This is a genomic window from Enterococcus sp. DIV0876 (assembly GCF_050529585.1).
Taxonomy (GTDB): domain Bacteria; phylum Bacillota; class Bacilli; order Lactobacillales; family Enterococcaceae; genus Enterococcus_D.
Genome location: NZ_CP172882.1, coordinates 3,056,993 through 3,082,500, shown reverse-complemented (window position 1 = coordinate 3,082,500; position 25,508 = coordinate 3,056,993). Strand labels below are relative to the sequence as shown.

Annotated in this window: 26 protein-coding genes, 7 tRNA genes and 1 riboswitch (1 of these 34 cut by a window edge); of the genes, 31 read left to right on the top strand and 2 right to left on the bottom strand. The window is 42.6% G+C overall.

What is annotated here, in order from left to right; genetic code table 11:
- From IGI41_RS14600 to IGI41_RS14505, 20 genes are all read left to right on the top strand, one after another.
- A tRNA-Lys gene (locus tag IGI41_RS14600) sits at window positions 1-6 on the top strand; it begins 67 nt to the left of the window's first position.
- A gap of 14 nt (window positions 7-20) precedes the next feature.
- A tRNA-Leu gene (locus tag IGI41_RS14595) sits at window positions 21-102 on the top strand.
- 8 nt (window positions 103-110) lie between these two features.
- Window positions 111-183, top strand: a tRNA-Thr gene (locus tag IGI41_RS14590).
- 11 nt (window positions 184-194) lie between these two features.
- Window positions 195-266: transfer RNA gene (locus IGI41_RS14585), tRNA-Gly, on the top strand.
- A 17-nt stretch (window positions 267-283) separates the two neighbouring features.
- Window positions 284-369: transfer RNA gene (locus IGI41_RS14580), tRNA-Leu, on the top strand.
- 12 nt (window positions 370-381) lie between these two features.
- A tRNA-Arg gene (locus tag IGI41_RS14575) sits at window positions 382-455 on the top strand.
- A 30-nt stretch (window positions 456-485) separates the two neighbouring features.
- A tRNA-Pro gene (locus IGI41_RS14570) sits at window positions 486-559 on the top strand.
- 106 nt (window positions 560-665) lie between these two features.
- Complete coding sequence (gene rsgA / locus IGI41_RS14565) at window positions 666-1,547, top strand: ribosome small subunit-dependent GTPase A (protein ID WP_430610505.1); 882 nt, start codon at window positions 666-668, stop codon at window positions 1,545-1,547.
- Between the two features lie 12 nt (window positions 1,548-1,559).
- On the top strand, window positions 1,560-2,210 hold the full coding sequence (gene rpe / locus IGI41_RS14560; RefSeq protein ID WP_430612878.1) for a ribulose-phosphate 3-epimerase: 651 nt from the start codon (window positions 1,560-1,562) through the stop codon (window positions 2,208-2,210).
- Window positions 2,211-2,843, top strand: coding sequence for a thiamine diphosphokinase (locus IGI41_RS14555; protein ID WP_430610504.1), 633 nt, complete (start codon window positions 2,211-2,213; stop codon window positions 2,841-2,843). It begins immediately after the preceding gene.
- Window positions 2,844-2,987: 144 nt separating this feature from the next.
- The gene (mreC, locus tag IGI41_RS14550) at window positions 2,988-3,845 is read left to right on the top strand and encodes a rod shape-determining protein MreC (RefSeq protein ID WP_430610503.1); all 858 of its coding nucleotides are present in this window, start codon (window positions 2,988-2,990) and stop codon (window positions 3,843-3,845) included.
- Between the two features lie 2 nt (window positions 3,846-3,847).
- Window positions 3,848-4,357, top strand: a complete 510-nt coding sequence (gene mreD / locus IGI41_RS14545; protein WP_430610502.1) for a rod shape-determining protein MreD — start codon at window positions 3,848-3,850, stop codon at window positions 4,355-4,357.
- Between the two features lie 181 nt (window positions 4,358-4,538).
- Window positions 4,539-5,891 (top strand): NlpC/P60 family protein, encoded by a 1,353-nt coding sequence (locus tag IGI41_RS14540; RefSeq protein ID WP_430610501.1) that lies wholly within the window; start codon window positions 4,539-4,541, stop codon window positions 5,889-5,891.
- Window positions 5,892-6,043: 152 nt separating this feature from the next.
- On the top strand, window positions 6,044-7,717 hold the full coding sequence (locus IGI41_RS14535) for a PTS sugar transporter (protein WP_430610500.1): 1,674 nt from the start codon (window positions 6,044-6,046) through the stop codon (window positions 7,715-7,717).
- The gene (locus IGI41_RS14530; RefSeq protein ID WP_430610499.1) at window positions 7,698-9,728 is read left to right on the top strand and encodes a BglG family transcription antiterminator; all 2,031 of its coding nucleotides are present in this window, start codon (window positions 7,698-7,700) and stop codon (window positions 9,726-9,728) included. Before IGI41_RS14535 ends, IGI41_RS14530 begins: the two co-directional genes overlap by 20 nt.
- A 12-nt stretch (window positions 9,729-9,740) precedes the next feature.
- Window positions 9,741-10,175, top strand: a complete 435-nt coding sequence (locus IGI41_RS14525; protein WP_430610498.1) for a PTS sugar transporter subunit IIA — start codon at window positions 9,741-9,743, stop codon at window positions 10,173-10,175.
- Between the two features lie 151 nt (window positions 10,176-10,326).
- Window positions 10,327-12,093 (top strand): PTS mannitol transporter subunit IICBA, encoded by a 1,767-nt coding sequence (locus tag IGI41_RS14520; protein ID WP_430610497.1) that lies wholly within the window; start codon window positions 10,327-10,329, stop codon window positions 12,091-12,093.
- A gap of 13 nt (window positions 12,094-12,106) precedes the next feature.
- On the top strand, window positions 12,107-12,544 hold the full coding sequence (locus IGI41_RS14515; protein WP_430610496.1) for a PTS sugar transporter subunit IIA: 438 nt from the start codon (window positions 12,107-12,109) through the stop codon (window positions 12,542-12,544).
- Window positions 12,545-12,557: 13 nt separating this feature from the next.
- Complete coding sequence (locus IGI41_RS14510) at window positions 12,558-13,706, top strand: mannitol-1-phosphate 5-dehydrogenase (RefSeq protein WP_430610495.1); 1,149 nt, start codon at window positions 12,558-12,560, stop codon at window positions 13,704-13,706.
- A gap of 110 nt (window positions 13,707-13,816) precedes the next feature.
- Window positions 13,817-14,116 (top strand): hypothetical protein, encoded by a 300-nt coding sequence (locus tag IGI41_RS14505; protein ID WP_430610494.1) that lies wholly within the window; start codon window positions 13,817-13,819, stop codon window positions 14,114-14,116.
- A 74-nt stretch (window positions 14,117-14,190) separates the two neighbouring features.
- On the opposite strand, the gene IGI41_RS14500 is transcribed toward IGI41_RS14505, so the two are convergent.
- Window positions 14,191-14,703 carry a type 1 glutamine amidotransferase domain-containing protein gene (locus tag IGI41_RS14500; protein WP_430610493.1) on the bottom strand — a complete coding sequence of 171 codons (513 nt, stop codon included), beginning with the start codon at window positions 14,701-14,703 and terminating at the stop codon, window positions 14,191-14,193.
- Between the two features lie 137 nt (window positions 14,704-14,840).
- On the opposite strand from IGI41_RS14500, the gene IGI41_RS14495 reads away from it, so the two are divergent.
- The 3 genes from IGI41_RS14495 (at window position 14,841) to IGI41_RS14485 (ending at window position 16,758) form a co-directional block, all read left to right on the top strand.
- The gene (locus IGI41_RS14495) at window positions 14,841-15,392 is read left to right on the top strand and encodes a hypothetical protein (protein WP_430610492.1); all 552 of its coding nucleotides are present in this window, start codon (window positions 14,841-14,843) and stop codon (window positions 15,390-15,392) included.
- Between the two features lie 179 nt (window positions 15,393-15,571).
- Window positions 15,572-15,997 (top strand): hypothetical protein, encoded by a 426-nt coding sequence (locus tag IGI41_RS14490; protein WP_430610491.1) that lies wholly within the window; start codon window positions 15,572-15,574, stop codon window positions 15,995-15,997.
- Window positions 15,998-16,005: 8 nt separating this feature from the next.
- Entirely contained in the window at window positions 16,006-16,758 is a 753-nt protein-coding gene (locus tag IGI41_RS14485) for a DUF6681 family protein (protein WP_430610490.1), read from the top strand.
- Between the two features lie 85 nt (window positions 16,759-16,843).
- Here IGI41_RS14485 and IGI41_RS14480 read toward each other — a convergent pair whose 3' ends face one another.
- Window positions 16,844-17,251, bottom strand: coding sequence for an Hsp20/alpha crystallin family protein (locus IGI41_RS14480; RefSeq protein WP_430610489.1), 408 nt, complete (start codon window positions 17,249-17,251; stop codon window positions 16,844-16,846).
- A 188-nt stretch (window positions 17,252-17,439) separates the two neighbouring features.
- Between IGI41_RS14480 and ispE the strand changes: the two genes are divergently transcribed.
- The 8 genes from ispE (at window position 17,440) to thiT (ending at window position 25,493) form a co-directional block, all read left to right on the top strand.
- Window positions 17,440-18,291 carry a 4-(cytidine 5'-diphospho)-2-C-methyl-D-erythritol kinase gene (ispE, locus tag IGI41_RS14475; RefSeq protein ID WP_430610488.1) on the top strand — a complete coding sequence of 284 codons (852 nt, stop codon included), beginning with the start codon at window positions 17,440-17,442 and terminating at the stop codon, window positions 18,289-18,291.
- 235 nt (window positions 18,292-18,526) lie between these two features.
- Entirely contained in the window at window positions 18,527-19,483 is a 957-nt protein-coding gene (locus tag IGI41_RS14470; RefSeq protein ID WP_430610487.1) for a metal ABC transporter substrate-binding protein, read from the top strand.
- Window positions 19,484-19,506: 23 nt separating this feature from the next.
- On the top strand, window positions 19,507-20,187 hold the full coding sequence (locus tag IGI41_RS14465) for a metal ABC transporter ATP-binding protein (RefSeq protein ID WP_430610486.1): 681 nt from the start codon (window positions 19,507-19,509) through the stop codon (window positions 20,185-20,187).
- Entirely contained in the window at window positions 20,160-20,990 is an 831-nt protein-coding gene (locus tag IGI41_RS14460; RefSeq protein WP_430610484.1) for a metal ABC transporter permease, read from the top strand. The genes IGI41_RS14465 and IGI41_RS14460 overlap by 28 nt, the downstream gene beginning before the upstream one ends.
- Window positions 20,991-21,141: 151 nt before the next feature.
- Window positions 21,142-21,969: a pur operon repressor gene (gene purR / locus IGI41_RS14455; RefSeq protein WP_430610483.1), complete on the top strand. Its 828-nt coding sequence runs from the start codon at window positions 21,142-21,144 to the stop codon at window positions 21,967-21,969.
- A gap of 163 nt (window positions 21,970-22,132) precedes the next feature.
- Window positions 22,133-23,512 carry a bifunctional UDP-N-acetylglucosamine diphosphorylase/glucosamine-1-phosphate N-acetyltransferase GlmU gene (glmU, locus tag IGI41_RS14450; protein WP_430610482.1) on the top strand — a complete coding sequence of 460 codons (1,380 nt, stop codon included), beginning with the start codon at window positions 22,133-22,135 and terminating at the stop codon, window positions 23,510-23,512.
- Between the two features lie 111 nt (window positions 23,513-23,623).
- Window positions 23,624-24,598 carry a ribose-phosphate diphosphokinase gene (locus IGI41_RS14445; protein WP_430610481.1) on the top strand — a complete coding sequence of 325 codons (975 nt, stop codon included), beginning with the start codon at window positions 23,624-23,626 and terminating at the stop codon, window positions 24,596-24,598.
- 168 nt (window positions 24,599-24,766) lie between these two features.
- Window positions 24,767-24,868, top strand: a riboswitch (TPP riboswitch).
- A 52-nt stretch (window positions 24,869-24,920) separates the two neighbouring features.
- A complete protein-coding gene (thiT, locus tag IGI41_RS14440; RefSeq protein ID WP_430610480.1) occupies window positions 24,921-25,493 on the top strand; it encodes an energy-coupled thiamine transporter ThiT in 573 nt (190 codons plus the stop codon).
- The last annotated feature ends 15 nt before the right edge of the window (window positions 25,494-25,508 follow it).

The following is a 25,508-nucleotide window of genomic DNA, read 5'->3' as shown; positions in this document are numbered from 1 at the left end:
GGCTCATAGTAATAACCTATGCGGGTGTGGCGGAATTGGCAGACGCACTAGATTTAGGATCTAGCGCCTTCGGGCGTGGGGGTTCAAGTCCCTTCACCCGCACTTAAATCGCCGGCTTAGCTCAGTTGGTAGAGCATCTGATTTGTAATCAGAGGGTCGAGGGTTCAAGTCCTTTAGCCGGCATCAGGATTTATGCGGAAATAGCTCAGTGGTAGAGCACCACCTTGCCAAGGTGGGGGTCGCGGGTTCGAACCCCGTTTTCCGCTTTTGCCAACGCAATAAAGCCGGGGTGGCGGAACTGGCAGACGCACAGGACTTAAAATCCTGCGGTGAGTGATCACCGTACCGGTTCGATTCCGGTCCTCGGCATTTTTATATGATGCGCCCATAGCTCAATTGGATAGAGTGTTTGACTACGGATCAAAAGGTTAGGGGTTCGACTCCTCTTGGGCGCGTAGTCTTTTTATTTTTTTGTTTACTATTATCGGGAAGTAGCTCAGCTTGGTAGAGCACTTGGTTTGGGACCAAGGGGTCGCAGGTTCGAATCCTGTCTTCCCGATTTATGTCTGAAGCAGATATGCTTCAGGCTTTTTTTGTCTTCAGAATTAGTGGAAGAAGTATGATACAATAGAACAAAACATAGAACAAAACAAGGAGGGGACTTTTTGAAAGGAAAAATCATCAAAGCTTTAAGTGGCTTTTATTATGTTGACGCGGCAGATGAAATCTTCCAAACCCGAGGGCGGGGAAATTTCCGCAATCGTAATATTACGCCATTAGTAGGAGATGAGGTCATATTTGACAGCAGCAGCCCAACAGATGGCTATTTATTAGAAATTTTACCCCGTAAAAATCAATTGGTTCGACCGCCTGTTGCGAATGTCGATCAAGGCGTTGTCGTAACCAGTCTGATCGAGCCTAATTTTTCCTATAATTTGCTGGATCGCTTTTTGGTCACTTTAGAATATGAAGATATTGAGCCGATCATCTTTTTGACAAAAGCTGATTTAGTGACTGACGAGAAAATGATTCGACAGATTGAGTCAATCTACGAAAAAATTGGCTATCATGTGATCACTTCTAAAGCTAATGGCGAAGAATTACAAGCACTGCAAAGGTATTTTCCTGAACGGGTCACTGTTTTTATGGGACAATCTGGTGCTGGAAAATCAACACTGCTTAATCGGATCATGCCCGAACTTGAACTGGAAACAGCCGCTATTTCTGAATCATTAGGACGTGGCAAACATACGACGAGACATGTGGAGCTGTTGCCGATTTCTGATGGTTTAGTCGCAGATACGCCAGGATTTAGTTCCATTGATTTTCTAGAGATCGAGAGTAATCAGTTGCCTAAGCTATTTCCAGAATTTCAAGCGGTCGCGAATCAATGCCGCTTTCGAGAATGCAGGCATTTGAATGAACCTGATTGTGCTGTGAAACAAGGGGTTGATACAGGACAAATCGCTGAATCGCGGTATGCCAACTATGTACAATTTTTAGAAGAAATCGAAAACCGACGTCCGGTTTATAAAAAGAAGAAGTGAGGGAATAAGATGATCAAGTTAGCACCATCGATTTTAAGTGCCGATTTTGCAAACCTGCAAAGAGATATAGAATTAGTTGAACAACATGGAGCCGATTATATCCACGTTGACGTTATGGATGGACACTTTGTACCGAATATTACCTTAGGGCCAAACATCGTCAAAGCGATTCGCCCTGTAACAAAGCTGCCATTGGATGTTCATTTGATGATCACTGAACCAGAAAACTATATCCATGCTTTTGCTGAAGCTGGTGCGGATATTATTGGTGTCCATGCGGAAGCAACGCCGCATATTCATCGAGCCGTTCAAATGATCATTGCGGAAAACGTCAAAGCAGAAGTCGTGATCAACCCTGGAACACCCATTTCAGCAATCAAACACGTTTTATCGATGTGTGATCAAGTCTTGGTGATGACAGTCAATCCAGGCTTTGGTGGACAGTCCTTTATTGAGGAGACTTTGGAAAAAATCACAGAATTAGCTGAGTTGAAATCAGCGAATGGTTACCATTACGATATCGAAGTCGACGGAGGAATCGTCCCAGAAACAGCAAAACGCTGCTTAGATGCTGGCGCAAATGTCTTTGTAGCAGGCAGCTTTATCTATGATGCCGATGAACCAGCTGCCCAAATCAATGCGCTGAAAGAAGCGTTGCAATAGATGAATATTTTAATGGCTGCTGGCGGCAAACCTGAGACATGGCCAGATCTAGAAAACTACGATTTATTTATCGGTATTGATCGTGGTGCACTCTATCTATCAGCAAGCGGGTTTCCATTGTCGCTGGCAATCGGTGACTTTGACTCGCTTACACCAGAAGAATTTGCACACGTCCGAATACAAGCTGAAACTGTTATCCAAGCGCCCCCTGAAAAAGATGATACGGATACGCAATTAGCATTAATGGAAGCCTTGAAACGTTATCCTGAAGCGGCAATCGACTTGATTGGTGCTACAGGAGGACGCTTAGATCATCTATTGGCCAATCTTTGGCTGGTTTTAGAGCCGAGGTTCCAACCTTATGCAGCAAATATTCGTTTGCTTGATCGACAAAACAGTATCCGTTTCTATCTGCCAGGAAGTTATCAAATCTCACATGAACAGGGAATGAGTTACTTGGCTTATTGTTGCTTGACCCCAGTCAAGAATCTGACCTTGCAAGGAAGTAAATACCTGTTAAACAACAAGGATGTTCCCCAACCAACTTCATATGCCAGCAATGAATTTGTCACTGAAACAGCCTGTTTTTCATTCGATGAAGGTGTGATCGCCGTAATCCAAAGCCGTGATTAAGAGACGAATGTCTCTTTTTTTGTTGTTGAAATTTTCAGAAAGTCAATTACAAAAAAAACATTAAGACGATCAACTTAGCTTTTGTTTCAGTGATTTTAATGGTAAAATTAAGCCTATCAGTTTCTAACTATTTGAGGTGTCTTTGTGAAAAAGTTTAATCCGAATAAAAATATTATTATCACATTGATTATTGTGATTTTAGTCGTAACCGTATTGAGTGTGACCATTGCCAAACGAGCAGTGGGAAATTCGACAAATATTGTTCAATCAACAGTAAATGATACAATGGCGATCGTTGATAAAGTAATCACTGCCCCTATCCGCTGGATCGAAGATGGCGCCAACTCCGTCAAGAATTTATTTGTCACTTTTGAAGAAAATGAACGTTTAAAAGAAAAACTGGACAGTTATGATGAACTTGCTCAATCCAATGAAAATTATCAGCGTGAAATCGATGCTTTGAAAGAAGAGTTGGCATTGAATGAAACACTGACCAATTATGATAAAATCACGGCGAATGTTATCAATCGATCTCCTGATACTTGGCAAGATATGCTGATTGTCGACCAGGGAACCAAAGATGGGGTTGAGATCAACATGGCAGTCATGTCGCAAAAAGGATTGATCGGTCGTGTGATTGAAGTTAATGCGGCTTCTTCTAAAGTTGAACTATTAACTTCCGAAAACCAGAACTCTAATCATTTTCCAGTGAGAATCAGTGGAGAAGATGGAGAAAACTTTGGTATTTTAAGCAGCTATGATCAAAAAGAAAAATCATTGGTCATTACACAGTTGACAGGGTCAAGTACCCTCAAAGAAGGCGACGTTGTCCAAACATCTGGTCTCGGTGGAAATTCTCCGGCTGATTTGGCAATCGGTACAGTCGTGAGCACGACTAAAGACGAATTTGGACTAGATACAAAAGTCTATGTCAAACCTTATGCGCAAATGTATGATATTCAAGCAGTAACGATCATCAAACGCTTGGCAGGTGATGAATAGCCATGAAAAAACATGACTATATCAAGTATATGTCGGCTATATTCTTATTTTTGATGATGCTGATTGATGGCCAGTTGACGCGTTTGTTAGAGAAATGGACGCAGGACAACTATATTGCAAGTGCCCATGTCTTGCTGATTGCTTTATTATGTGCAGCACGTTATCTGCCCAAAAATTTTCTGATTCCAACAGCCCTAGTCATTGGATGTCTCTATGATTTATACTATATAGGTTTGATCGGTGTTTATACTGTGGCTTTTCCTTTGATTGTTTGGGTCATGTATATGCTGGACAAAACGATTTATCAAAATATTTTTACAATGTTTTTTGGTATGATCATCTTTGTTACCAGTTTAGAAATCGTCACATTAGGTATTCAGCTGTTATTCAAAATCGCATCGGTCAACACTTCCTTCTTTGTATCGAGATTTTTGGCCCCTACATTATTGTTGAATATGATTTTATTTTTCATTTTAGTGATACCATTTATGAAGCTATTCAAAGACGAATAAGCTTCTTTTTTTTGCTTTTTATGCGAAAATCCATGTTAATTGAAATGTTTTTGTAATAATCCTTTTATCAATCTGACATGCGACTATGTTACAATCAGCATAGCCTGAATATCTTTAGATATTTTTAAGTAATTGTACATAAAAAAACACATTGAGAGTATGTCAGCCGGAGGAATGAAGCGTGAAAAAACGTATTTTGTCAGCACTATTAGTAAGTTCCATCGTTCTTACATCAATTGCCGCACCGACAATTGTTTCAGCAACTGAGTACGACAATAAAATCGAACAAAAAGACCAAGAAATTTCTGATTTGAAAAATCAACAAGCAAGCACTCAAGCGCAAGTATCTGCACTTGAAGCTGAAGTTGCAACGATCAATGAAAAAGCACAAAGCTTATTACAGCAGCAAACTGATTTGCGTAGTGATTCGGAGAAATTAGAACAAGAGATTGCCGATTTAAAAGTTAGAATCGAAAAACGTGAAGCTGCGATCCAAGAACAAGCCAGAGATGTACAAGTCAATGGAAAAAGTTCTTCATTTATTGATGCCGTTTTGGAAGCGGACTCTTTGACTGATGCCATCGGCCGTGTTCAAGCAATGACGACGATCGTTAATGCAAACAATGATTTGGTTGAACAGCAAAAAGTCGATCAAGAAGCAGTTGAAAGCAAAAAAGCCGAAAATGATGAAAAATTAAAGACGATTGAAACCAATCAATTTGAATTAGAAACACAATTAGGCGATTTGCAAACCAAACAAGCAGCATTGAATGTCTTACAAGCTGATTTGGCTATACAACAAGCCAGCAAAGAGGATGAAAAAGCTGATTTAGAGAAACAAAAAGCCGATTATGAAGCAGAACAAGCCCGTATTGCAGCGCAAGAAGCGGCAGCCCAAGAAGCAGCAGCGCGAGAAGCAGCAGCAGCCCAAGAAGCACAAGAAACGACGACTGCATCGTCAACAACAAGTGAATCTGCAGCAAGTACGACTGATGTATCTAGCACTACGTCAGGTGGTACAAGCACTAGTGGCTCATCCACTTCAAACAGTAATACAACGAACAATACTACAAATAGTGATCAAGAATCTAGTCAAACAGATGTATCCAACAATACTTCAAATGAATCGACAACAGATTCAACAGATTCATCGAGTAATACGTCTGCACCAGCGCAATCTGTAGATGGCGCTGCCATCATTGCGGAAGCAAAAAAATATATCGGTACACCATATCTATGGGGTGGATCAACACCAAGCGGATTTGACTGTTCTGGTTTTACACAGTATGTATTTGCTAAAGTAGGGATTTCATTGCCTCGTGTGACGTATACACAAGAGTATTCAGGTACCGTTATTTCAATCAATGAAGCCAAAGCTGGCGACTTGTTATTCTGGGGTAGTCGGGGCAGTACGCGTCATGTAGCGATCGCTATGGGAAATGGACAATATATCCATGCGCCAACTACAGGTCAATCAGTGTCTATCAGCAGCTACTCATACTATTCACCTGATTTTGCGGTTCGTGTCAACTAAACTAAAACTTGTATCAAAAAGGCTGGCGTTTGACGTCAGCTTTTTTCGTGTCTTATACTATTCTTGCATGAGGGATGACAAACGATTGATAAAAGTCGTGCACACACATTCGCAAACGAATGATACTGTAGGCAGAAAGGTACTTAGCAATAATGAAAAGCGAACTTGCAACAAGAGAGAAAATGGATACGCTTAAATTTTATACAAACTACCTGTCTAGAATGATGATGCCTAATTTGAGTATTTTTATTGCTTGGATGATCATTTCATTTGTTCTGAGCCAACTGAATATTGAACCTATTTATATTCAAAAAGTGGAAAAAGGTATCTTACAATTGGTCTTGCCATTGATGATCGCATATACGGGAGGTGAACTTCAGTCCCGTGGTCGCGGGGGTATCGCTGCTGTCGTAGCTGTATTCGGTCTGATCTTGATGACTGATGCGCCTCAAGTATTTGGGGCGATGGCACTTGGTCCAAGTGCTGGCTGGTTGATCAAGCACTTGGATCAGCTGATGAAGGATAAGGTACGTGTCGGATATGAAATGATTACGGCGAATGTTTCGGTCGGGGTGATAGGCAGTCTGCTTTTTTTAGTCAGTTATTTTTTGCTGGCTCCTTTGTTTGAAGGCATCAGCCAAGCCAGTTACCAAGTCGTTGATTTCTTTGTTCGGAACAATGTCTTTGCCGGTATCCATTTGATTCTTGAGCCGATGAAAGTTTTCTTTTTTAATAATATCATCAACCATGGCTTGTTGACGCCGCTAGGCATTGAAGATGCGGCGGTCCATGGTAGTTCACTCTTGTTTCTGATTGAAACCAATCCTGGTCCGGGGATGGGTGTTTTGATTGCCTATTGTTGGTTGGGGGCAAAAACAATACGGACCAATGCAGCGACTGCTTTGGTGGTGCAGGCATTGGGGGGGATCCATGAAGTCTACTTCCCCTTCGTCTTGCTTCATCCAGCATTGTTTGTAGCACCAATCATCGGAGGTGGGAGCGGCACGCTGATCTTTCAGCTATTCGATGCTGGGCTCAAAGCACCAGCATCACCTGGTTCATTACTGATCATCATGGCCAATGCACCGTTGTCAAAAATGCTAGGTATCTTTGCAGGAATTACTGTGAGTACGATTGTCTCATTTAGTATAGCGAGCGTTATTTTAAAGAGACCCCAAAAAAATCATGAGGTAAAAAACATGTCAAATAGGAAACAAATCACGGAAATCATTGTTGCTTGTGATGCCGGTATGGGCTCTAGTGCTATCGGGGCAAGTATATTAAAGCGCCAATTACAAGAAGCCCAGTTATCGATTCCTGTTCGTTACGAATCGATCTATCGTGTCGATGATCAAGCGCATATCTTATTGGTCACACAAAAAGAATTGGCAGCGATTGCCCAGAAAAAGGCACCACATGCGCAGCATTTTCATGTTGAAAACTTTCTGGCTAAAGAGGAATACACAGGGCTGATCGATCAAATCAAAACAGGGGACTATGTGGCGCCAGTATCGTTTATTCCCCCATCAACAGGCGCCATTTCACTTGTATTTTTGTATGAAGGAACGGTGCGAGGATCGCAAACGATGGCGGTTGAATTGGTCAAAAAAATGGCACTGGAGACAAGAATATCAATCGAAATCAGCAAAGCACCATTGGAAAATGTATCCTTCACACAAGATACGGTATATATCATTTCAGAAGAGTTAGCCCAGAAAGTTGCCACTGAGGGCGTACGGCTTTTCGTTGTCAAAGATATCCTACAAATTGAACAATATCGTCAGCTGCTGACAGAAGGAGTCGACTATGTTCTTAACCAAACGTGAAACGATTTTATTAACTGAACTAATGAATAGTGCTGGCCCTGTGTCATTGGATCGCATGATGCAAGTCTTAAAAGTCAGCAAACGGACACTCTATCGGGAACTGGCCAATCTGGAAAATTCTTTGCAACGTGTGGATGCTGCATTGGAAAAAAGCGGGCGAGGTGCTTTTCAGATCACCGCTTCAGAGCAAGGGTTCCGGCAATTACAAGAAGCAATCATGACAGATACAGGGCAAGAATTTGCCGCTAATGAACGGCAACACCATATCCTGTTGCAACTGGCAACAGCGAAGGAGCCAATATCGATTCATGCGCTTTTAGAGACATACCAAATCAGCAATACGACCTTCTTTGCTGATATCAAACAATTGGAAGAAAGTTTGGCGCGGTTGCCGTTGCGGATTGTTCGCAACCAAGGTTATGAGATCCAAGGGTCTGAAAAATATCGCCGCTTAGTGACGGCCAATACGATGGTGATGGAGATCATTGAATACCAGTTTTTTCATCTGCCAGAAGCAGAAGATCAAGAACGATCTGTTTTCCATTTTATCTCTCGCAGTCATTTGTTATTGGCGCAACGCTTGATCCGTGAGATGATCGAACCTAAGTTTACAGAGCTTAGTGATCGTAAGTTGGCGTTTATTATCTTGATGTTGGCATTGGCCATGGACCGTGTGGAACAGGGTTATGCAGTGGAAGAAGAGACCTATCCTAGTCAAATCAATAAAGGACTTTTAAAGGCAGCCAAGCAAGTGTTTGGCAAAGTGGCTGAACAGACCAAGTTGCTGTATTCCATCAATGAAATCGTCTTTTTTGCAGTCTTATTAGGCGACTTTTCCAATTCATTCGATCGAGATTTTTTTGATGAAAATTTTGATACCGATTTGGCTTACCGTGTCAAACGTTTGATTGAAGGTGTCAGCAGGCAAACAGAAGCGGCATTTTATGAAGATGCCAATCTCTACAAAATGCTATTGACCCATATTTCTGGCGTGATGACACGGGCGATCTTAGAAGAAAATCAATTGAATAATCCAATCTTAGAAAAGATTATGAATCAATATGTGGAAATTGCTGCTGCCATTAGGAATAATTTGCCCCATGTCTTTTTGCAACAGCAGTTTTCCGAGGAAGAAATAGCCTATATGGTGTTGCATTTTGCCAATTCTCTAGAAAAAAATCCCAAGGTTTTGGAAGTCAATATTGCTGGGGTTTCACCTAGCGGCTTAGCGTCGATCAGTTTATTGGAGATGCAGCTGCGAAAACATTTTCCTTTTATCAATCAAATTACCTTTTTTCGGGTGGGGGATGTGCAGCGGGAGAAAATCGAAGAACAATACGATCTGATTATTTCTACTTCACTGCTTCCTGGTTACCAAGGGAAATATCAATTGGTTTCCCCCATTTTATTAGATGAAGATATCAAGAAACTCAAAACAGCCTTTCAAGAAATCAGTCAACAAAAGCACTCAGCCCATAAAACACCCCTACAAGTCAATAAAAGTGAGACATATGAAGAAGTCTTGGCCTTTATTGAGGCAATCAATGCCTTGTTGGCCTTGTTTCGTGTCGAGAACATCGACAACAGTTTAGACTTAGAAAAAACCCTTGGGGAAGTCATGTCAAAATTTGAGGGTGCGCTGGTTGCTGATCCCGCAAAAGTGGCTGAAAAGTTGTTAAATAGATATCTGCAAGCGCCAGTGGGTATCCCAAACACTCACTTTGCTTTATTTCATGCCTCAAGTTCGGCCATCTTAGCACCCGTGTTTCGCGTATTCGATTTGTCCCAGCCGCTGCAGCTATTTGCGATGGACAAAAAAGAAATTACTGTCAAACGGCTGTTGGTCATGCTCGCGCCTTATCCAATCAATGAGAAAAGCAGCCAAATACTTGGGAAAATCAGCGGGTCGATCATTATGAATGATTTGAATACGGAGATTTTCAATTCTGGCAATGATTCAATCATCTACCAACTGTTATCATCTCTGCTGATCGAAGAAGTTAAACAATAGGAGGAATAGGGAGTGTATATTCCAATTGAACGAATCAAAGTAAACCAGCAATTTGCGAATGCAGAAATTGCCTTAAAGAAGATCGGGGCCTATTTGGTACAGCAACACATCGTTACGGAACCCTATGTCGATAGCCTGTTGCGCAGACACCAGCAATATGGTGTCTACATTGGCAACTTCGTGGCCTTGCCCCATGCAGAAGAGCAGGCGCAGCAATGGATCATTGAAGAAGGGGTGTTTTTGTTTCAAGTGCCAGATGGGGTAGATTTCGGTACTGAAACACAGTCCAAGATTGCAACGATTTTGTTTGTAGTGGTACTCAAAGAAAAACAGCTCTCTTTTTTACAAGAGATTGCCTTTTTTTGTTCAGATCTTGAGAATGTCCGTTTATTGAGCGATGCTGTGAGTCCGCAACAGGTCCAACAGATTTTACTAAATGACGAATAAATTTTAGTTGCAGCCTAGCAAGTCCACCTTGCTGGGCTTTTTTTGCGTGAAAAAATATTTGGCACATTTTTTTGTGCCAAAGTGCGACTTTCGGCTGTTTCGGTAAGCGCCTACAATGAAGGTGTCAAGAAAACGAAGGGAGTTAGCGAAAATGGAACAAGCACAAGTAGCGAATAAATCATCGCTGAAAGCCAAGGTTCAAAAGTTAGGGAGTACGTTGTCTAGTATGGTGATGCCGAATATCGGCGCATTGATTGCATGGGGAGTATTAACGGCATTATTTATTCCAGATGGGTATTTACCAAATGAATCTTTTGCAACGATGGTCAGTCCGATGTTGACCTATTTGATCCCTATTCTGATCGGATACACCGGTGGGAAAGTGATTGCGGGCGATCGCGGCGCAGTTGTGGGTGCCATTGCGACCATGGGTGTGATTGTCGGAACAGATATCCCGATGTTGTTAGGTGCCATGATCATGGGGCCTTTAGGCGGCTGGGTGATCAAGAAGTTTGATGAACTTTTCCAAGATAAGATCCGGGCTGGTTTTGAAATGCTGGTCAATAACTTCTCAGCAGGATTGATTGGTTTTGCTTTAGCATTATTAGGTTTTGTCGCAATTGGTCCAATTGTCAATACATTGACAGAAGCCATGGCTTCTGGTGTAGAAGTGATCGTCAATGCGCACTTGATTCCACTAGCCAATATTTTTATTGAACCAGCCAAAATCCTCTTTTTGAATAATGCAATCAACCACGGTATTTTGACACCGCTTGGTACTGAGCAAGTCAGTGAGTTTGGCAAATCGATTCTGTACTTATTGGAAGCAAATCCTGGCCCTGGTTTGGGTGTCTTGCTTGCTTTCACATTGTTTGGTAAAGGGGCAGCCAAATCTTCAGCACCAGGCGCCATCATTATTCACTTTATTGGTGGGATCCACGAAATTTATTTCCCGTATGTCATGATGAAACCGATCATGTTCTTGGCAGTGATAGCCGGCGGTGTTTCTGGTAGTTTTACTTTCCAATTATTAGGGGCCGGTCTACGGGCGCCAGCTTCACCAGGGTCGATCATTGCGATTATGGCGATGACCCCATTTAATTCAGTTATGAGTGTCGTATCAGTATTAGCCGGAATCGCAGTTGGTGCGGGGGTCTCTTTTGTGATTGCTGCAGCGATTTTAAAAGCCGATGCAAAGAATACGGTCGATAACTTTGAAGAACAAGTCCGACAAACCCAAGCGGCGAAACAAAGTGCGAAAGGAATCGCAGTCCAACCAGTCAGTGGCATCAACCGAATCATCTTTGCGTGTGATGCAGGGATGGGGTCAAGCGCGATGGGGGCGTCGATTTTACGGAAGAAAGTCAAAGAAGCTGGATTATCGCAACAAGTCAGCAATTCAGCGATCAATAATCTGCAGGATGATGCCAATGCGTTGATCGTGACGCAAGAAGAACTACAAGAACGGGCAAAACAAAAGGCGCCAAATGCGACCTTTGTTGCAGTTGAGAACTTTTTGAACTCACCTCGCTATGATGAGATCGTTGCAACTCTTTCAGGTAGTTCTGGTGAATCGGCAAAAAAGCCTGACCCAGTTCGTCCAGAGGAGCAATTTTCGACAAATGAATTGAAACATGTCAATGAAATCATTTTGGCCCATGATGACCGTAAAGGCTCGGCAACAATGGCAAAAAAAGTCGTTCAAGATCTGTTAACCAAAGAATCATTGGCAGTGCCAATCAGAAAAATCCATATCAATGACTTGCAAGCCAATGCGTCTTCGTTGGTCATCACTAAAGAAACATTGACCCAACAAGCCAAAGATACAGCGCCTGAGGCCATCCATTTTTCTGTCAATAGTTTGATGGGCACGACCAATTACCAACGAATCGTCTCTTCATTGAAAGAAACAATATAGGAAGGTGTGCGCGATGAAAGAATTACAAAAAGAAATGATTGAACTCAATAAACAGTTTGCCACGAAAGAAGAAGCCATTCGTTACTGTGGAGAAAAATTATTGGCTGCCGGCTGTGTTGAACCAGAATATGTCGATGCAATGGTCGCAAGAGATGAGATGCTTTCTGTCTATATGGGAAATTTTATCGCTATTCCCCATGGCACTGACGAAGCCAAGAAATATGTCAAAGAATCGGGGATCTGTATCGTTCAAGTACCAGATGGTGTCAACTTTGGTACAGCTGAAGAAGAAAAAATTGTGACCGTTCTTTTCGGGATTGCCGGCAAAGGCGAAGACCACTTGCAATTGGTCCAACAAATTGCCCTTTTCTGCAGTGATATCGATAACGTGGTTGAATTAGCCGATGCACTAGATAAAGAAGAGATCACCAAAAGTCTAACGGTGGCATAAAGGGGGAATAAAGATGAAGGCTGTACATTTTGGGGCTGGGAATATTGGCCGTGGATTTATTGGCGAAATATTAGCCAGCAACGACTTTGAGATTACATTCATCGACGTCAATGATACGATCATCGATGCCTTGAAAGCAAGAAAAAGCTATACGATAGAGTTAGCCGATGAAAGTCACGAACAGATCCAGATCGATCACGTGACAGGCCTAAATAATGCCAAAGAGCCTGAGGCAGTGATTCAAGCTATCCGTGAAGCGGACATCGTAACTACTGCAATTGGCCCCAATATTTTGCCGCGGATCGCTGAATTGATTGCACAAGGTTTAGACGCCCGGGCGCAAGATATGAAAAAAGACCCAATCGACGTGATCGCCTGTGAAAATATGATCGGCGGATCGACCTATCTAAAAAGCGAAGTACAAAAATATAGCAAGAATTGGCAAGAAATTGAGCTGACAGTTGGCTTCCCTGATGCCGCGGTGGATCGAATCGTTCCTATGCAGCAGCATGATGATCCACTTTTTGTTCAAGTCGAGCCTTTTAGTGAATGGGTGATCCAAGAAACAGGCATGAAATCAACGGTTCATTTAACAGGAGTCCATTATGTCGCGGATTTGGAACCATATATTGAACGGAAATTGTTCAGTGTCAATACTGGTCATGCGACAGTTGCCTACACAGGGGCGCTGCAAGGCTATCAGACAATCGATGAAGCGATGCAAGACCATTTGGTCGTCATCCAGCTGAAATCGGTCTTAGAAGAAACTGGCCAGCTATTGATCGAAAAGTGGGATTTTGATCCTGAGGAACATGAACAGTATATTGAAAAAATCATCCAACGCTTCAAAAATAAATATATTTCTGATGCGATTACGCGGGTAGCGCGGACGCCTGTACGAAAATTGGGTACAAAGGAGCGGTTTATCCGCCCGGTATTGGAATTGGAAAAACGGAATGTTCAACCTGATCATCTTTATGAAACAATTGGCATGATCTTTAATTATCATGATCCAGAAGATGAACAAAGTCGCCAACTGCAAGAACTTTTGGCAGAAAAAGAGTTGTCAGAAGTGATTGCTGAAGTAACTGGTTTGATGGATGAAGCAATCATTGGTTTGATTCGACAAAACATCGAAAAATATGCTTATGTAGCCGCGTAAGCCGCAACCACTAGATCGACAAGACATATGAGTCGATCCAGTGGTTTTTTGCTTAAGGATTGACTTTTTACAGGTCTAGCTGATAATAGAGAAAGAAATGAGGGATGGCAATGGACAGATGGTTTGAAGAAGCACAGCTGCAAGTCGTTGAGCTGCCGGTAGAATGGATAGGCGACCGCCCGTTGTATCAGGCGTTTATTCGCGAGTTGCCGACACTGCAAGCAGAAGGTTCTTCTCGACAAGCAGTTTATCGTCAGCTGGCTGAGTTGTATGCAGCTTATATTGCACAGTTAAGAGAACGAACGGAGACTACAGAAGAGATGACCTCTTCTTTGTTAACGACGGAAGAACTGTTGAAATACTATGATGGAGAAACCTTTGATGGGTTTGACTTGCCCCAAAATGACTAAAAAAAATCAGCCAACTGACAGTTATCAGCGGCTGATTTTTTGCTCTATTGATCAAAACGGCAACAGTTGCTCCATTACTTCAATGCGTCAACGATCGCTTGGTTGAAGGCGGGAATATCATCTGGATTCCGACTGGTGATCACACGATACGTTTCATCGATCACGACCGGTTCATCTTTGACAGTAGCGCCAGCATAAGCCAAATCAGGGCGCACTGAATCATAGGCAGTCAATGTCAACTTATCGGTCAATCCAGTTTGAATAAACAGCTGAGGACCATGGCAAATGGCAAAAACCGGACGATCTGAGGTAATAAACGCTTTGGTCAAGTCTACATAACGCGCATCTGTTCGCAGTTGGTCTGGAGAGAAGCCGCCAGGTATCAATAACGCATCAAAACTATCTGGATCGATCGCGTCAATGGTGGCGTCAACGGTGAAAGTGCCGCCTTGTTTGCCGGTTACTTGAGACGTGCCTTCGTTACTGATCACGACAACATCATGTCCTGCAGCTTCTAAGGCTTCTTGCGGTGCGGTCAATTCGATATCTTCTACTAAATCTGTGACGATTACTGCAACTTTACTCATTTGATTTCCTCCTTATTACTTGATGGACATGTCGTCCACCTGTTACTATTTATGCTAACGAAGATTTTGCTTGCTGACAAATGATTTGTTTGGCAGCACGCATGCCTAGTGACCAACAAAAGAAAGAGGGGCCTTACATGGCTGAGATCAAATTATATATAGCAGAAAATCCATTGTGTTTGGAAAAAGCGACATTAACCTTTATGGGGATCGAAAGAAGTCATGGATCGCAACAGATTTTTGAGAAAGCGGATGCCCGAATGCATGAGGCGGTCGATCGATTATGCACGGCTCTGATAACAGAGGCGATTACCCAGTTGGAGGCCATCGGCGAAGAGGCAGACTACATCGATCTTCTTTATCTTACGTTGGACAATGTCTATCAGACCAAGAGTGGCGCACAGTTATTACAACAGCCTTTATCAGAGATGGAAGCTGCATTACGGCCGCTTATGATGGAGGTTGCTGAACCGATTGCCGAGAAATTTTATGAAGAATTGACCAACCAACTGGAAGAACTGACGGATGATGAGGTCTTCAGTAGTTACTACCTGGATGATCAGCAGCTGGTTATCCAATTGACCGCACCCATTGCATACGAAGAAGTCCTATCGATCGACATGTTGATCAGAAATTACCATGAGACACTGCAAATCGTCTATGAAAAAATGTACCCATATATCGTTTAACGACTGCGTAGACAGTCGTTTTTTGTTGTAAGCGGATGCAAGTTTAGCTTTTTTTTAAATCATGGGAATTGTTCCCTATAATTCTTGACCCTCGTTGCAGAAACGATTATAAAGAAAACAAGCGGTGCAATCCCGAAAAAGGATGCGCATCAAAAATGTGAAAGTAAAGGATGAGATCCATGCGCAAAGTTCCGCCAATTTTAAAACCTATTGCTTTGTTGACCATTTCAACGATCATTGCTACTGCAACGGGTGTCGTCAATTCTCAAAGTTACCGCCACCCAAGCACCACCGATCAAACAACTGAGACCACTGAAAACTCAGTTCCAGCATCCACGGAATCTTCTATGATCCAAGATACGGACAGCCAAAATCCAGCACCGACGAGCAGTTCTGAGTCAATCGAACAAGAACAACCCTCATCAGCTGTTAATGAAGGCGTGACAGAAGAATCGAGTACTGCTACTGTTTCTGACAGTACGACACCGTCCAGTGAAGAAGACAACACACAAGTATCTGAAGAAAATAACCAACAAACGCCTGCTTCCAGCGAAGAAAACACGGTGGATCCACAAGGCATTACAGATGAAAATCAAGATGAGTAGGTGAAATTATGACTCTTTTATTAGATATGATCAATGGCATCCATAAATTTTTGGGCTATCTGGATATTAGCCCGAAATATTTGAATCGTGCGTATACGATGCTGAGTATTATTCCAACTGCCTATATTTTGCGGATCGTTTATGGGCTGTTCTTGAATCAAAATTATGTTCAAGCCACATTTTACAGCATTGGTTTTTTGATTCTGGTTTACTTCTGGGTCTTAAATATCTTTTACTATTTTTTGGACAAAAATGTGAAAGGCGATGTGACACAAGTATTTGTTAAAGTATTACCAGATGAAGTATTCAATATCGAGAGCGAAAGCGTTGGTACGACAAAAATCGATCACCTAAATACTGAAAAAGTACGTATAGACTTTGAGGAAGACTATCAACTAGTTTTGGCTGATCACTTGCAAACCTTGATCAGCCGAGATGAATTGCGTTTGCAGCCATTGAAAACGGGTTTTACGATTCCTAAAAATACATTGTATCCTTATTATTTCATCAAGCAACAAGCAGCAGATCGCTATATCCTTCAAATCGGTACAAGTTATAGTGAGTTGACCCCTATTGGGACGATCCAATGGCAAGGTGAAAAAACCTTGGAGCCAGTTGGGTTATTCATTACAGGCGGGGACTTCATTAAAGACGATGTAAAATACCATGAACCTTACAGCTTGAAACTATATGTCAAAAAAGCTTTGAGCGAAGAAGAAGCGGTCACGTCTAGACAAGCTTATCGCCGACAACAAAAGTAAATCTATCCATACACAATAGCGAAAACCTGCTTCAAAAGTCTGCAATGCATTTGGCTTGCATGTCTTTGAAACAGGTTTTTGGTTGTTATTCGATTGGAATATTTTTGGCGGGTGCATCTTTATAACTCGCTTTTGGCAGCGTCAATGTCAATACGCCGTCTTCAAATTTGGCTTTGATCGATGCTTCATCGATATCCGTTATCGTGAACGTCCGCTGATAAGCGCTGCTGGAACGTTCTTTGCGTAAATAATGTCCTAAGTCATCTTTTTCTTCAAGGTCATCTGTTTGTGTTGCCGAGATCGTTAAAGTGTTGTTGACATAGCTGACGCGGATATTTTCTTTTTTGATACCCGGTAAGTCTGCTTTGACGAGATATCGATCTTCAAATTCTTTGATATCCGTGTTCATTTGTCGTTCTTGCCAAAAACTATTCATTAATTTTCCCAATAATTCTTCGCCGCCTGTGAAATCTTTTGGAATCAAATTTGCCATGATGTTCCCTCGCTTTCTTGTGTGGATCGAATGATTGAATCTAAGTCGCTACTTCTATTTTACGAGGAACGAAAAAAAAGGGCAACCAAAAGGTCAGTATCGAACAAAACAAGAGAAATCACTCAACTATCTATGCAGAATCTGCTATGATAGAACTAAATAACTATCAGATGATTGGATGAATGAAGATGGAGATTATTGAAAAAGCGCCAGCTAAGATCAACCTCGGTCTCGATGTCTTAGACAAAAGAGCAGATGGTTACCATGAGTTAGAGATGGTGATGTCCAGCGTTGATCTAGCCGACCGTCTGATATTGGAAGAACTCGCTGAAGATAAAATCATTATCGAAACCAATAAAGCTTTCTTACCAGTGGATAAGCGCAATAACGTCTATCAGGCGGCAAGTCTGATCAAAAAACGATTTGGGATCACCAAGGGCATCAAAATCAATATTACCAAAAATATTCCGGTTGCAGCAGGATTAGGTGGCGGCAGTACGGATTGTGCCGCTGCATTGCGGGGCATGGTGCGTTTATGGAATCTGCAAGTGACCATGGAGGAACTGATCGAGATCGGCATGGAAGTTGGGACGGATGTGCCCTATTGTTTATATGGCACGACAGCGCATATCGCAGGGAAAGGGGAAGTGGTCACGCCGCTAAAGCCGATGCCCCAATGCTGGGTCGTCCTTGTGAAACCTCGACTGAGCGTTTCGACGGGCAAAATTTTCCAACAAGTCGCTTTAGATCAACTGCATCATCCGGATATTGCTGCCTTATCTGAGGCAATTTTGGCAGAGGACTATCCAGCGATGTTGACCGCCATGGGGAATAGCCTAGAAGCAATCACGATCCCCAAATATCCGATCGTCCAGCAGATCAAAGACCGCATGTTGAAATACGGCGCGGACACTGCGTTGATGACTGGGAGCGGACCGACAGTTTTTGCCCTATGCCAAAAATATTCTCGGGCGCAACGGGTCTACAATGGGCTTAAAGGTTTCTGTGATGAAGTCTATCTGGTTCGAACTTTGAAATAGCAGGCAACAAAAGCACAAGTGTCCTACTTGTGCTTTTTGCCATTTCCTCGAATATATGGGTGGCCGCAGGGTGCTTTCCGATTTGGACGTGAATTCCCAAGGCAAATCGTAAAACATACGATTTATCTTGACGAAGTTGCAAACATTTGTTACAGTATCTGTTGCTGGTAAAACGGAACAAGTCCGTTTTGCCCTGATGCCTCCGATTACAGGAGGAACAAAGAGGAGATAACGAATGAAAAAAACAATCGCCGCAGCTGCACTGCTTTTAAGCAGTTTATTATTAGGTGCCTGCAATCATAACCAAGAGACAGACACAGCATCTGTTGATGATCCAGCTTTATCGATCATGACGACTTTTTATCCGATGTATGAGTTTACCAAAGAAGTGGTAGGAGATGCAGCAGAGGTTTCTTTGTTGATTCCCGCTGGAACTGAACCCCATGATTTTGAACCAAGTGCCAAAGATATGGCCAAAATGATGGAAGCCGATGCGTTTGTCTACAATAGTCCGGAATTAGAGACGTGGGTATCGAGTTTAACAGATTCCATTGATACTAAACAAACGACGATCATTGAAGCTGCGCAAGCGATCGATTTAGTAGAAAGCGAAGAAGGACATGCCCATGAGGCAGACCATGACCATGACGAAGAAGCAGATCATGTGCATGAGTTAGATCCTCATGTATGGACCGACCCGGTATTGGCGATCCAAGAAGTCGAAACGATCCGTGACCAATTGTCAGCGGCCTATCCAGAACAAAAGGACCAATTTGCGGAAAATGCTGCGGCTTATATCAAGAAGCTCTCAGCATTAGATGATGCCTATCGTGCAGCTTTCAAAGATGCTTCACAACGGACATTTGTCACCCAACACGCTGCTTTTGGGTACTTGGCACGTCAGTACGATTTAGTAGAGGCTTCGATTTCCGGTATCTCTCCAGATCAAGAGCCGACCCCAAGCCGCTTGGCAGAATTGAAAGAATATGTGGAGACCAATCAAGTTCGTGTGATTTATTTTGAAGAAAATGCCTCGTCGAAAGTCGCAGAAACGTTAGCAAGTGAGACCGGTGTTGAACTGGCTGTCTTGAACCCGCTAGAAAGCTTGACACAAGAACAGATCGACAATGGAGAAACTTATATCAGTGTGATGGAAGACAATTTATCCGCTTTGCAAAAAAGTATCAAATAAAGAAACAAATAAGGAGGCACTCCGTGCGTTATATCGATGTAAAAGATTTAACCTTTTATTATGATGATGAACCTGTATTAGAAGACATTTCCTATTTTGTCGAAGATGGCGAGTTTGTGATTTTGACGGGTGAAAATGGTGCAGCCAAATCAACCTTGATCAAAGCCACATTAGGTTTGTTGAAACCGTCAAAAGGAAAAGTTACAGTGGCCAGTCAAAATGTGGCTGGTGAAAAACTAAGTGTTGCTTACATCCCCCAACAAATCGCGTCCTTCAATGTCGGCTTTCCAAGTACGGTCTTGGAATTGGTACAATCAGGCCGCTATCCCAAAGATCGCTGGTTCAAACGATTGACCAAACGTGACCATGAACATGTGCGGCGGGCCTTGGATGCGGTTGGCATGTGGGATATGCGCAACAAACGGATCGGAGAACTATCTGGTGGTCAAAAACAACGGATCAGTTTGGCACGAATCTTTGCCACCGACCCAGATCTCTTTATTTTAGATGAACCAACGACTGGTATGGATGAACAATCTCGGAACTTGTTTTATGAGTTGCTGCGGCATAATGCCCATGACCATGGCAAGTCGATTTTAATGATCACTCACGATCATGAAGATATCAAAGAATATGCAGATCGTCAGATCCGCTTAGTGCGAAAGGAGGATTCACCATGGCGCTGCTTTCATATGAATTCATGAGACGGGCCTTTTTAGCTGCGATTTTTATTGCGGGCATCGCGCCTATGCTAGGGGTTTTTCTGGTGATACGCCGACAGTCTTTAATGGCAGATACGTTATCCCATGTGTCATTGGCAGGTGTTGCATTAGGCTTCTTTCTCAATTTGAATCCCAATTTGACGACATTGCTGATTGTGGTGATCGCTGCGATCATTTTGGAATATTTGCGAACCCTTTACCGCAGCTATTCGGAGATATCGATTGCGATCTTGATGTCGGGGGGATTGGCGCTGGCGCTGGTCTTGATGAATCTCAGTGGCGGAAATTCTGCCACCAGTATCCAATCCTATCTATTTGGGTCGATCGTTACGATTACCCATGATCAAGTCTGGATCTTAGGGCTTTTATTCTTGATTGTCTTTGCATTGTTCTTTTTGTTCAAACGACCAATGTATATTTTGACTTTTGACGAAGATACGGCGCATGTCGATGGCTTACCGATCCGATTGATGTCGATGCTGTTCAACGTCTTGACGGGTGTTGCCATCGCAATGATGATTCCGATTGCTGGGGCCTTGCTGATTTCAGCAATCATGGTCTTGCCAGCGGCTATCAGTATGCGTTTGGGCAAAAGCTTCAATGCAGTGATCTTGATCAGTGTCGTGATTGGAATGATTGGGATGATGACCGGTTTGACCAGTTCCTTTTATTTAGATACGCCACCAGGTGCGACGATCACATTAGTTTTTATTGGTTTGTTTTTATTGGTCAATTTGATCAAGCGTGTGGTGATCGTATTGCAGCGGAACCAACGACTGAAATAAAACGCTTTATGAAAAAGAAACGAAGAATCAACGTTTCTTTTTTTTGTTTTCTAATCAAAGACGAACGTTTCGAACTTATTTTCAGATATTGCTCGCATTTTTCGTGTAAAAGCCTTATAATAAGACGAATAAACTAAAGGAGTTGTCCGGTGTGAAAATACGTCGCAGTGAACGTCTGATCGACATGACCCACTATTTATTGAATCATCCCCATGAATTGATTTCATTGTCTTTTTTCTCTAAGCGTTATGCTTCAGCAAAATCATCGATCAGTGAAGATCTTTCGATTATCAAAAAGACTTTCAAAGAGCGTGGCACAGGCTTGTTAGATACTGTACCTGGCGCAGCAGGCGGCGTTTTTTTTGTGCCTGAAATTTCAGAAGAAGAAGCCTATGCCTATGTAGAAGGGTTAGCGGAGCGTTTGTCTGAACAAGACCGCTTGCTGCCTGGCGGCTATGTGTACCTTTCAGATTTGTTGGGTGAACCAGAATTGTTGCGGCAAGTTGGTCGGATCATCGCTTCAAAATATCTTGGTGAAAAAATCGATGCAGTCATGACGGTTGCCACCAAAGGGGTACCGATCGCACAAGCTGTGTCTTATTATCTCAACGTTCCTTTTGTCATCGTTCGCCGAGATTCTAAAATCACAGAAGGCTCTACAGTGAGTGTCAATTATGTGTCAGGTTCTTCAGAGCGCATCGAGAAAATGGAATTGTCCAAACGCAGTCTCAAACGGGGTTCTCGTGTATTGGTGGTCGACGACTTTATGAAAGGTGGCGGCACGGTCAACGGGATGAAGAGTTTGATTGAAGAATTCGAAGCCGAGCTTGTAGGAATCACCGTATTTGCTGAAACCAAGTTCAAAGGCAATCGGGCGATCACGGATTATAGTTCATTGTTATATGTCGAAGATGTCGATACCCAAACCAAAACCATTTCGGTCGTACCAGGAAATTATTTCACAAAAAAAGCAGACTAAATGAAACATCTTGCGCGCGGATTCTTCGTTTGCGGCAAGGTGTTTTTTAAATTGGTCTAGGTGCAAATGACGCTAAGCGTTGAAATTTACAACCACTTGGGCTAAACTGATTGTAGGATCAATCAAAGGACAGTTCTTGTCCCAATCGATAGGAGTGGAATACGTGGAAGCACGTTATGCAATTATATTAGCAGCTGGCAAAGGCACGCGAATGAAATCAAAGTTATACAAAGTCTTGCATCCAGTCTGCGGGAAACCAATGGTCGAACATATCATGAATCGTGTCACTGAAACAGAACCTGCCCAAATCGTGACGATCGTTGGTCATGGTGCAGAAATGGTCAAAAAACAATTAGGCGATCGAACCGAATATGCCTTGCAAGCAGAACAATTGGGTACAGGCCATGCCGTGGTTCAAGCTGAAGCTTTTTTGAAAGGGAAAAAAGGCACCACCCTTGTGATCAGTGGGGATACGCCACTTTTAACGACGGAAACATTGAATAATTTATTTGATTACCATCAAGGAAAGAATGCTTCAGCGACGATTTTAACTGCTCAGGCACAAGACCCAACCGGCTATGGCCGTATTCTGCGGGACCATGTCGGAATCGTTGAGAAAATCGTAGAACAAAAAGATGCCTCCACAGAAGAAGCATTGGTCAAAGAAATCAACACGGGTACGTATTGTTTTGATAACGAGCTGCTTTTTGATGCGTTGGCAAAATTGGATACAGACAATGCCCAAGGGGAATATTATCTGACTGATATCATCGAGATTTTAAAGGAAGACGGCAAGATCATTGCTGCCTATCAAACAGAAGATTTCAATGAGTCACTCGGTGTCAATGATCGCTTGGCATTGGCCGAAGCCAATCGCTTGATGCGGGCGCGGATCAATCAAGCCCATATGCGCAATGGCGTAACGTTGATCGATCCAGTGACGACCTATATCGATGAAGGTGTGCTTATTGGATCAGACACATTGATTGAAGCAGGTGTAGTCATCAAAGGGCAAACCACGATCGGTGAAGACTGCGTGATCACGGCTTCTTCACAAATCAGCGACAGCCAAATCCAAGACGGTGTAACGATCAAAGCATCAGTGATTGAAGAAAGCATCATTCATAAAGGGGCCGATGTAGGTCCAAATGCCCATTTGCGTCCGAAAGCAGAGATTTTGGAAGGCGCTCATATTGGCAATTTTGTTGAAGTCAAAAACTCGACGATCGGTGAAGGAACCAAAGTTGGTCACTTGACCTATGTCGGTGATGCGACCCTAGGCAAACATATCAATGTCGGTTGTGGGGTGGTGTTTGTCAATTATGATGGCAAAAATAAGTTCAAGACAACTGTCGGCGACAATAGTTTTATCGGTTCTGGCTCAAATCTGGTTGCACCATTGACGATTGCTGAGGAAACGATGATCGCGGCTGGCTCTACGATCACCCAAGATATTCCGAAGCACAGCATGGCAATTGCTCGTGCCCGCCAAGAAAATAAAGCAGATTATGCAAAAAAACTGCCTTATCTAAATGAGAAATAGCGAAATGACTTGATTTATTCAAGAAAAATGACTACTATTTACTAGGAAGAAGATTCTAGTAAAATAGTTGTCATTTTTTATTAGTTACACGTAAAGAAAGTGGAGGTTCTCATGTCAAATCATTATTTTGATCCAAGATTGAAGATTTTTTCTCTGAACTCAAATCGTCCTTTGGCGGAAAAAATCGCAGCTGCAGTAGGTGTCGAATTAGGTAAGTGTTCCGTAAAACAATTCAGCGATGGCGAAATCCAAGTGAATATTGAAGAAAGTATTCGCGGTTCACATGTCTATGTGATCCAATCGACTAGCAGTCCTGTAAATGATAACTTAATGGAATTGTTGATTATGATCGACGCATTGAAACGCGCTAGTGCCAAGACGATCAACGTGGTCATGCCTTATTACGGCTATGCTAGACAAGACCGAAAAGCACGTTCAAGAGAACCAATCACAGCAAAACTTGTAGCGAATATGATTGAAAAAGCTGGTGCCAACCGTATGGTGACACTTGACTTGCATGCATCTCAGATCCAAGGGTTTTTCGATATACCAGTCGATCATTTGATGGGTGCGCCTTTGATTGCCAATTACTTTTTAGAACGCAATATTCAAGGAGATGATGTGGTTGTTGTCTCACCAGACCATGGTGGTGTGACCCGCGCGCGTAAATTGGCAGAATTCCTGAAATCGCCAATTGCGATCATTGATAAACGTCGACCAAAAGCCAATGTTGCTGAAGTCATGAATATCATTGGTCATGTTGAAGGGAAAACATGTGTCTTGATCGATGATATGATCGATACAGCAGGTACGATTACACTAGCAGCCAATGCCTTGAAACAAGCTGGTGCTAAGAGTGTCTATGCATCTTGTACGCATCCAGTATTATCAGGACCCGCCTTGGAACGTATCGAAGACTCCGCAATCGAACATTTGGTTGTCACTGATTCGATCTATTTGCCAGAAGATCGTAAATCAGACAAAATCGATGAAATCAGTGTGGGTGCCTTGATGGGTGAAGCAATCAAACGAATCCATGAGAACAAACCAGTCAGTCCATTATTTGAATCAAAATTATCTATTTGATCAAAACCGATTTTTTTGATCACAAGTATTCCTCTAGTTGAAATCAGCAGCTAGAGGTTTTTTTGTGCCTTTTGAAAAAAATACAGTGCAACACGCTTTCTTTTTTGTGAAAATATGATATGCTATGAAATGACTTGGCGTTGATGCAGGTCAAAAATCAAATAGAATCTAATCACAAAGGGGAGCCTGAAAAGGCTGAGAATGAGCGTACTCTAAACCCTTCGTACCTGTTTCGGTCATGCGAACGTAGGAATTGTGACGAGTTGAAGTGTCTGACACTTCTCCTTTGTGAATTGTGATGATTCGAAAAGGAGGAGTTTTTTTGACGAAAAAAATGGATTTGCGGGTGTGGACGGAAGGGACGATGATCGCAGCGCTTGGCGTGGCGCTATCCTTTATTCCAGTTCAAACGGTCAATGCCGGTTTGGATCTTTCCCTGGGTTTGGTACCTCTAGTGCTGTATTCTTATCGCCGAGGCTTTGTGCCTGGGGTGACAGCGGGCTTTATGTGGGGCTTGCTGAATATATTGGTGGGCAGTGCCATGAAGAATTTTATCAGTGTGCCGCAAATTATTTTTGAATACCCCTTTGCCTTTGCTTTTGGCGGCTTCGGTGGTTTATTTGCCAATCGGATCCAACAAGCACTGCGGATCAAAAGCAGTAAGGCTTATTGGTATATCGGCATTGGCGGCTTTGTCGCAGTACTTTGCCGCTGGTTCTGGCATTTTTGGGCGGGTGTCTTCGTCTGGGGGATGTATGCACCAGAAGGTCAAAGCCCTTATTTATATTCATTTATTTTTAATGGTGGATCGGTAGTGATCAATACGGTTTACGTCAGTGTCGTTTTGGTTATTCTAGCAAAAACCGCGCCAAAATTATTTATGCCCAAAGCATAAAATAAAAAATGTCAT

Excerpts from the sequence above, each read along its gene's own strand:
- IGI41_RS14495 (WP_430610492.1), top strand. The coding sequence starts at position 14,841 with ATGGCTGAGATCAAATTATATATAGCAGAAAATCCATTGTGTTTGGAA.
- IGI41_RS14520 (WP_430610497.1), top strand. The coding sequence starts at position 10,327 with ATGGAACAAGCACAAGTAGCGAATAAATCATCGCTGAAAGCCAAGGTT.
- mreD (WP_430610502.1), top strand. The coding sequence starts at position 3,848 with ATGAAAAAACATGACTATATCAAGTATATGTCGGCTATATTCTTATTT.
- IGI41_RS14515 (WP_430610496.1), top strand. The coding sequence starts at position 12,107 with ATGAAAGAATTACAAAAAGAAATGATTGAACTCAATAAACAGTTTGCC.
- IGI41_RS14445 (WP_430610481.1), top strand. The coding sequence starts at position 23,624 with ATGTCAAATCATTATTTTGATCCAAGATTGAAGATTTTTTCTCTGAAC.
- IGI41_RS14535 (WP_430610500.1), top strand. The coding sequence starts at position 6,044 with ATGAAAAGCGAACTTGCAACAAGAGAGAAAATGGATACGCTTAAATTT.
- IGI41_RS14460 (WP_430610484.1), top strand. The coding sequence starts at position 20,160 with ATGGCGCTGCTTTCATATGAATTCATGAGACGGGCCTTTTTAGCTGCG.
- IGI41_RS14530 (WP_430610499.1), top strand. The coding sequence starts at position 7,698 with ATGTTCTTAACCAAACGTGAAACGATTTTATTAACTGAACTAATGAAT.
- IGI41_RS14505 (WP_430610494.1), top strand. The coding sequence starts at position 13,817 with ATGGACAGATGGTTTGAAGAAGCACAGCTGCAAGTCGTTGAGCTGCCG.
- IGI41_RS14555 (WP_430610504.1), top strand. The coding sequence starts at position 2,211 with ATGAATATTTTAATGGCTGCTGGCGGCAAACCTGAGACATGGCCAGAT.
- IGI41_RS14490 (WP_430610491.1), top strand. The coding sequence starts at position 15,572 with ATGCGCAAAGTTCCGCCAATTTTAAAACCTATTGCTTTGTTGACCATT.
- IGI41_RS14510 (WP_430610495.1), top strand. The coding sequence starts at position 12,558 with ATGAAGGCTGTACATTTTGGGGCTGGGAATATTGGCCGTGGATTTATT.
- IGI41_RS14470 (WP_430610487.1), top strand. The coding sequence starts at position 18,527 with ATGAAAAAAACAATCGCCGCAGCTGCACTGCTTTTAAGCAGTTTATTA.
- IGI41_RS14500 (WP_430610493.1), bottom strand. The coding sequence starts at position 14,703 with ATGAGTAAAGTTGCAGTAATCGTCACAGATTTAGTAGAAGATATCGAA.
- IGI41_RS14480 (WP_430610489.1), bottom strand. The coding sequence starts at position 17,251 with ATGGCAAATTTGATTCCAAAAGATTTCACAGGCGGCGAAGAATTATTG.
- ispE (WP_430610488.1), top strand. The coding sequence starts at position 17,440 with ATGGAGATTATTGAAAAAGCGCCAGCTAAGATCAACCTCGGTCTCGAT.
- IGI41_RS14485 (WP_430610490.1), top strand. The coding sequence starts at position 16,006 with ATGACTCTTTTATTAGATATGATCAATGGCATCCATAAATTTTTGGGC.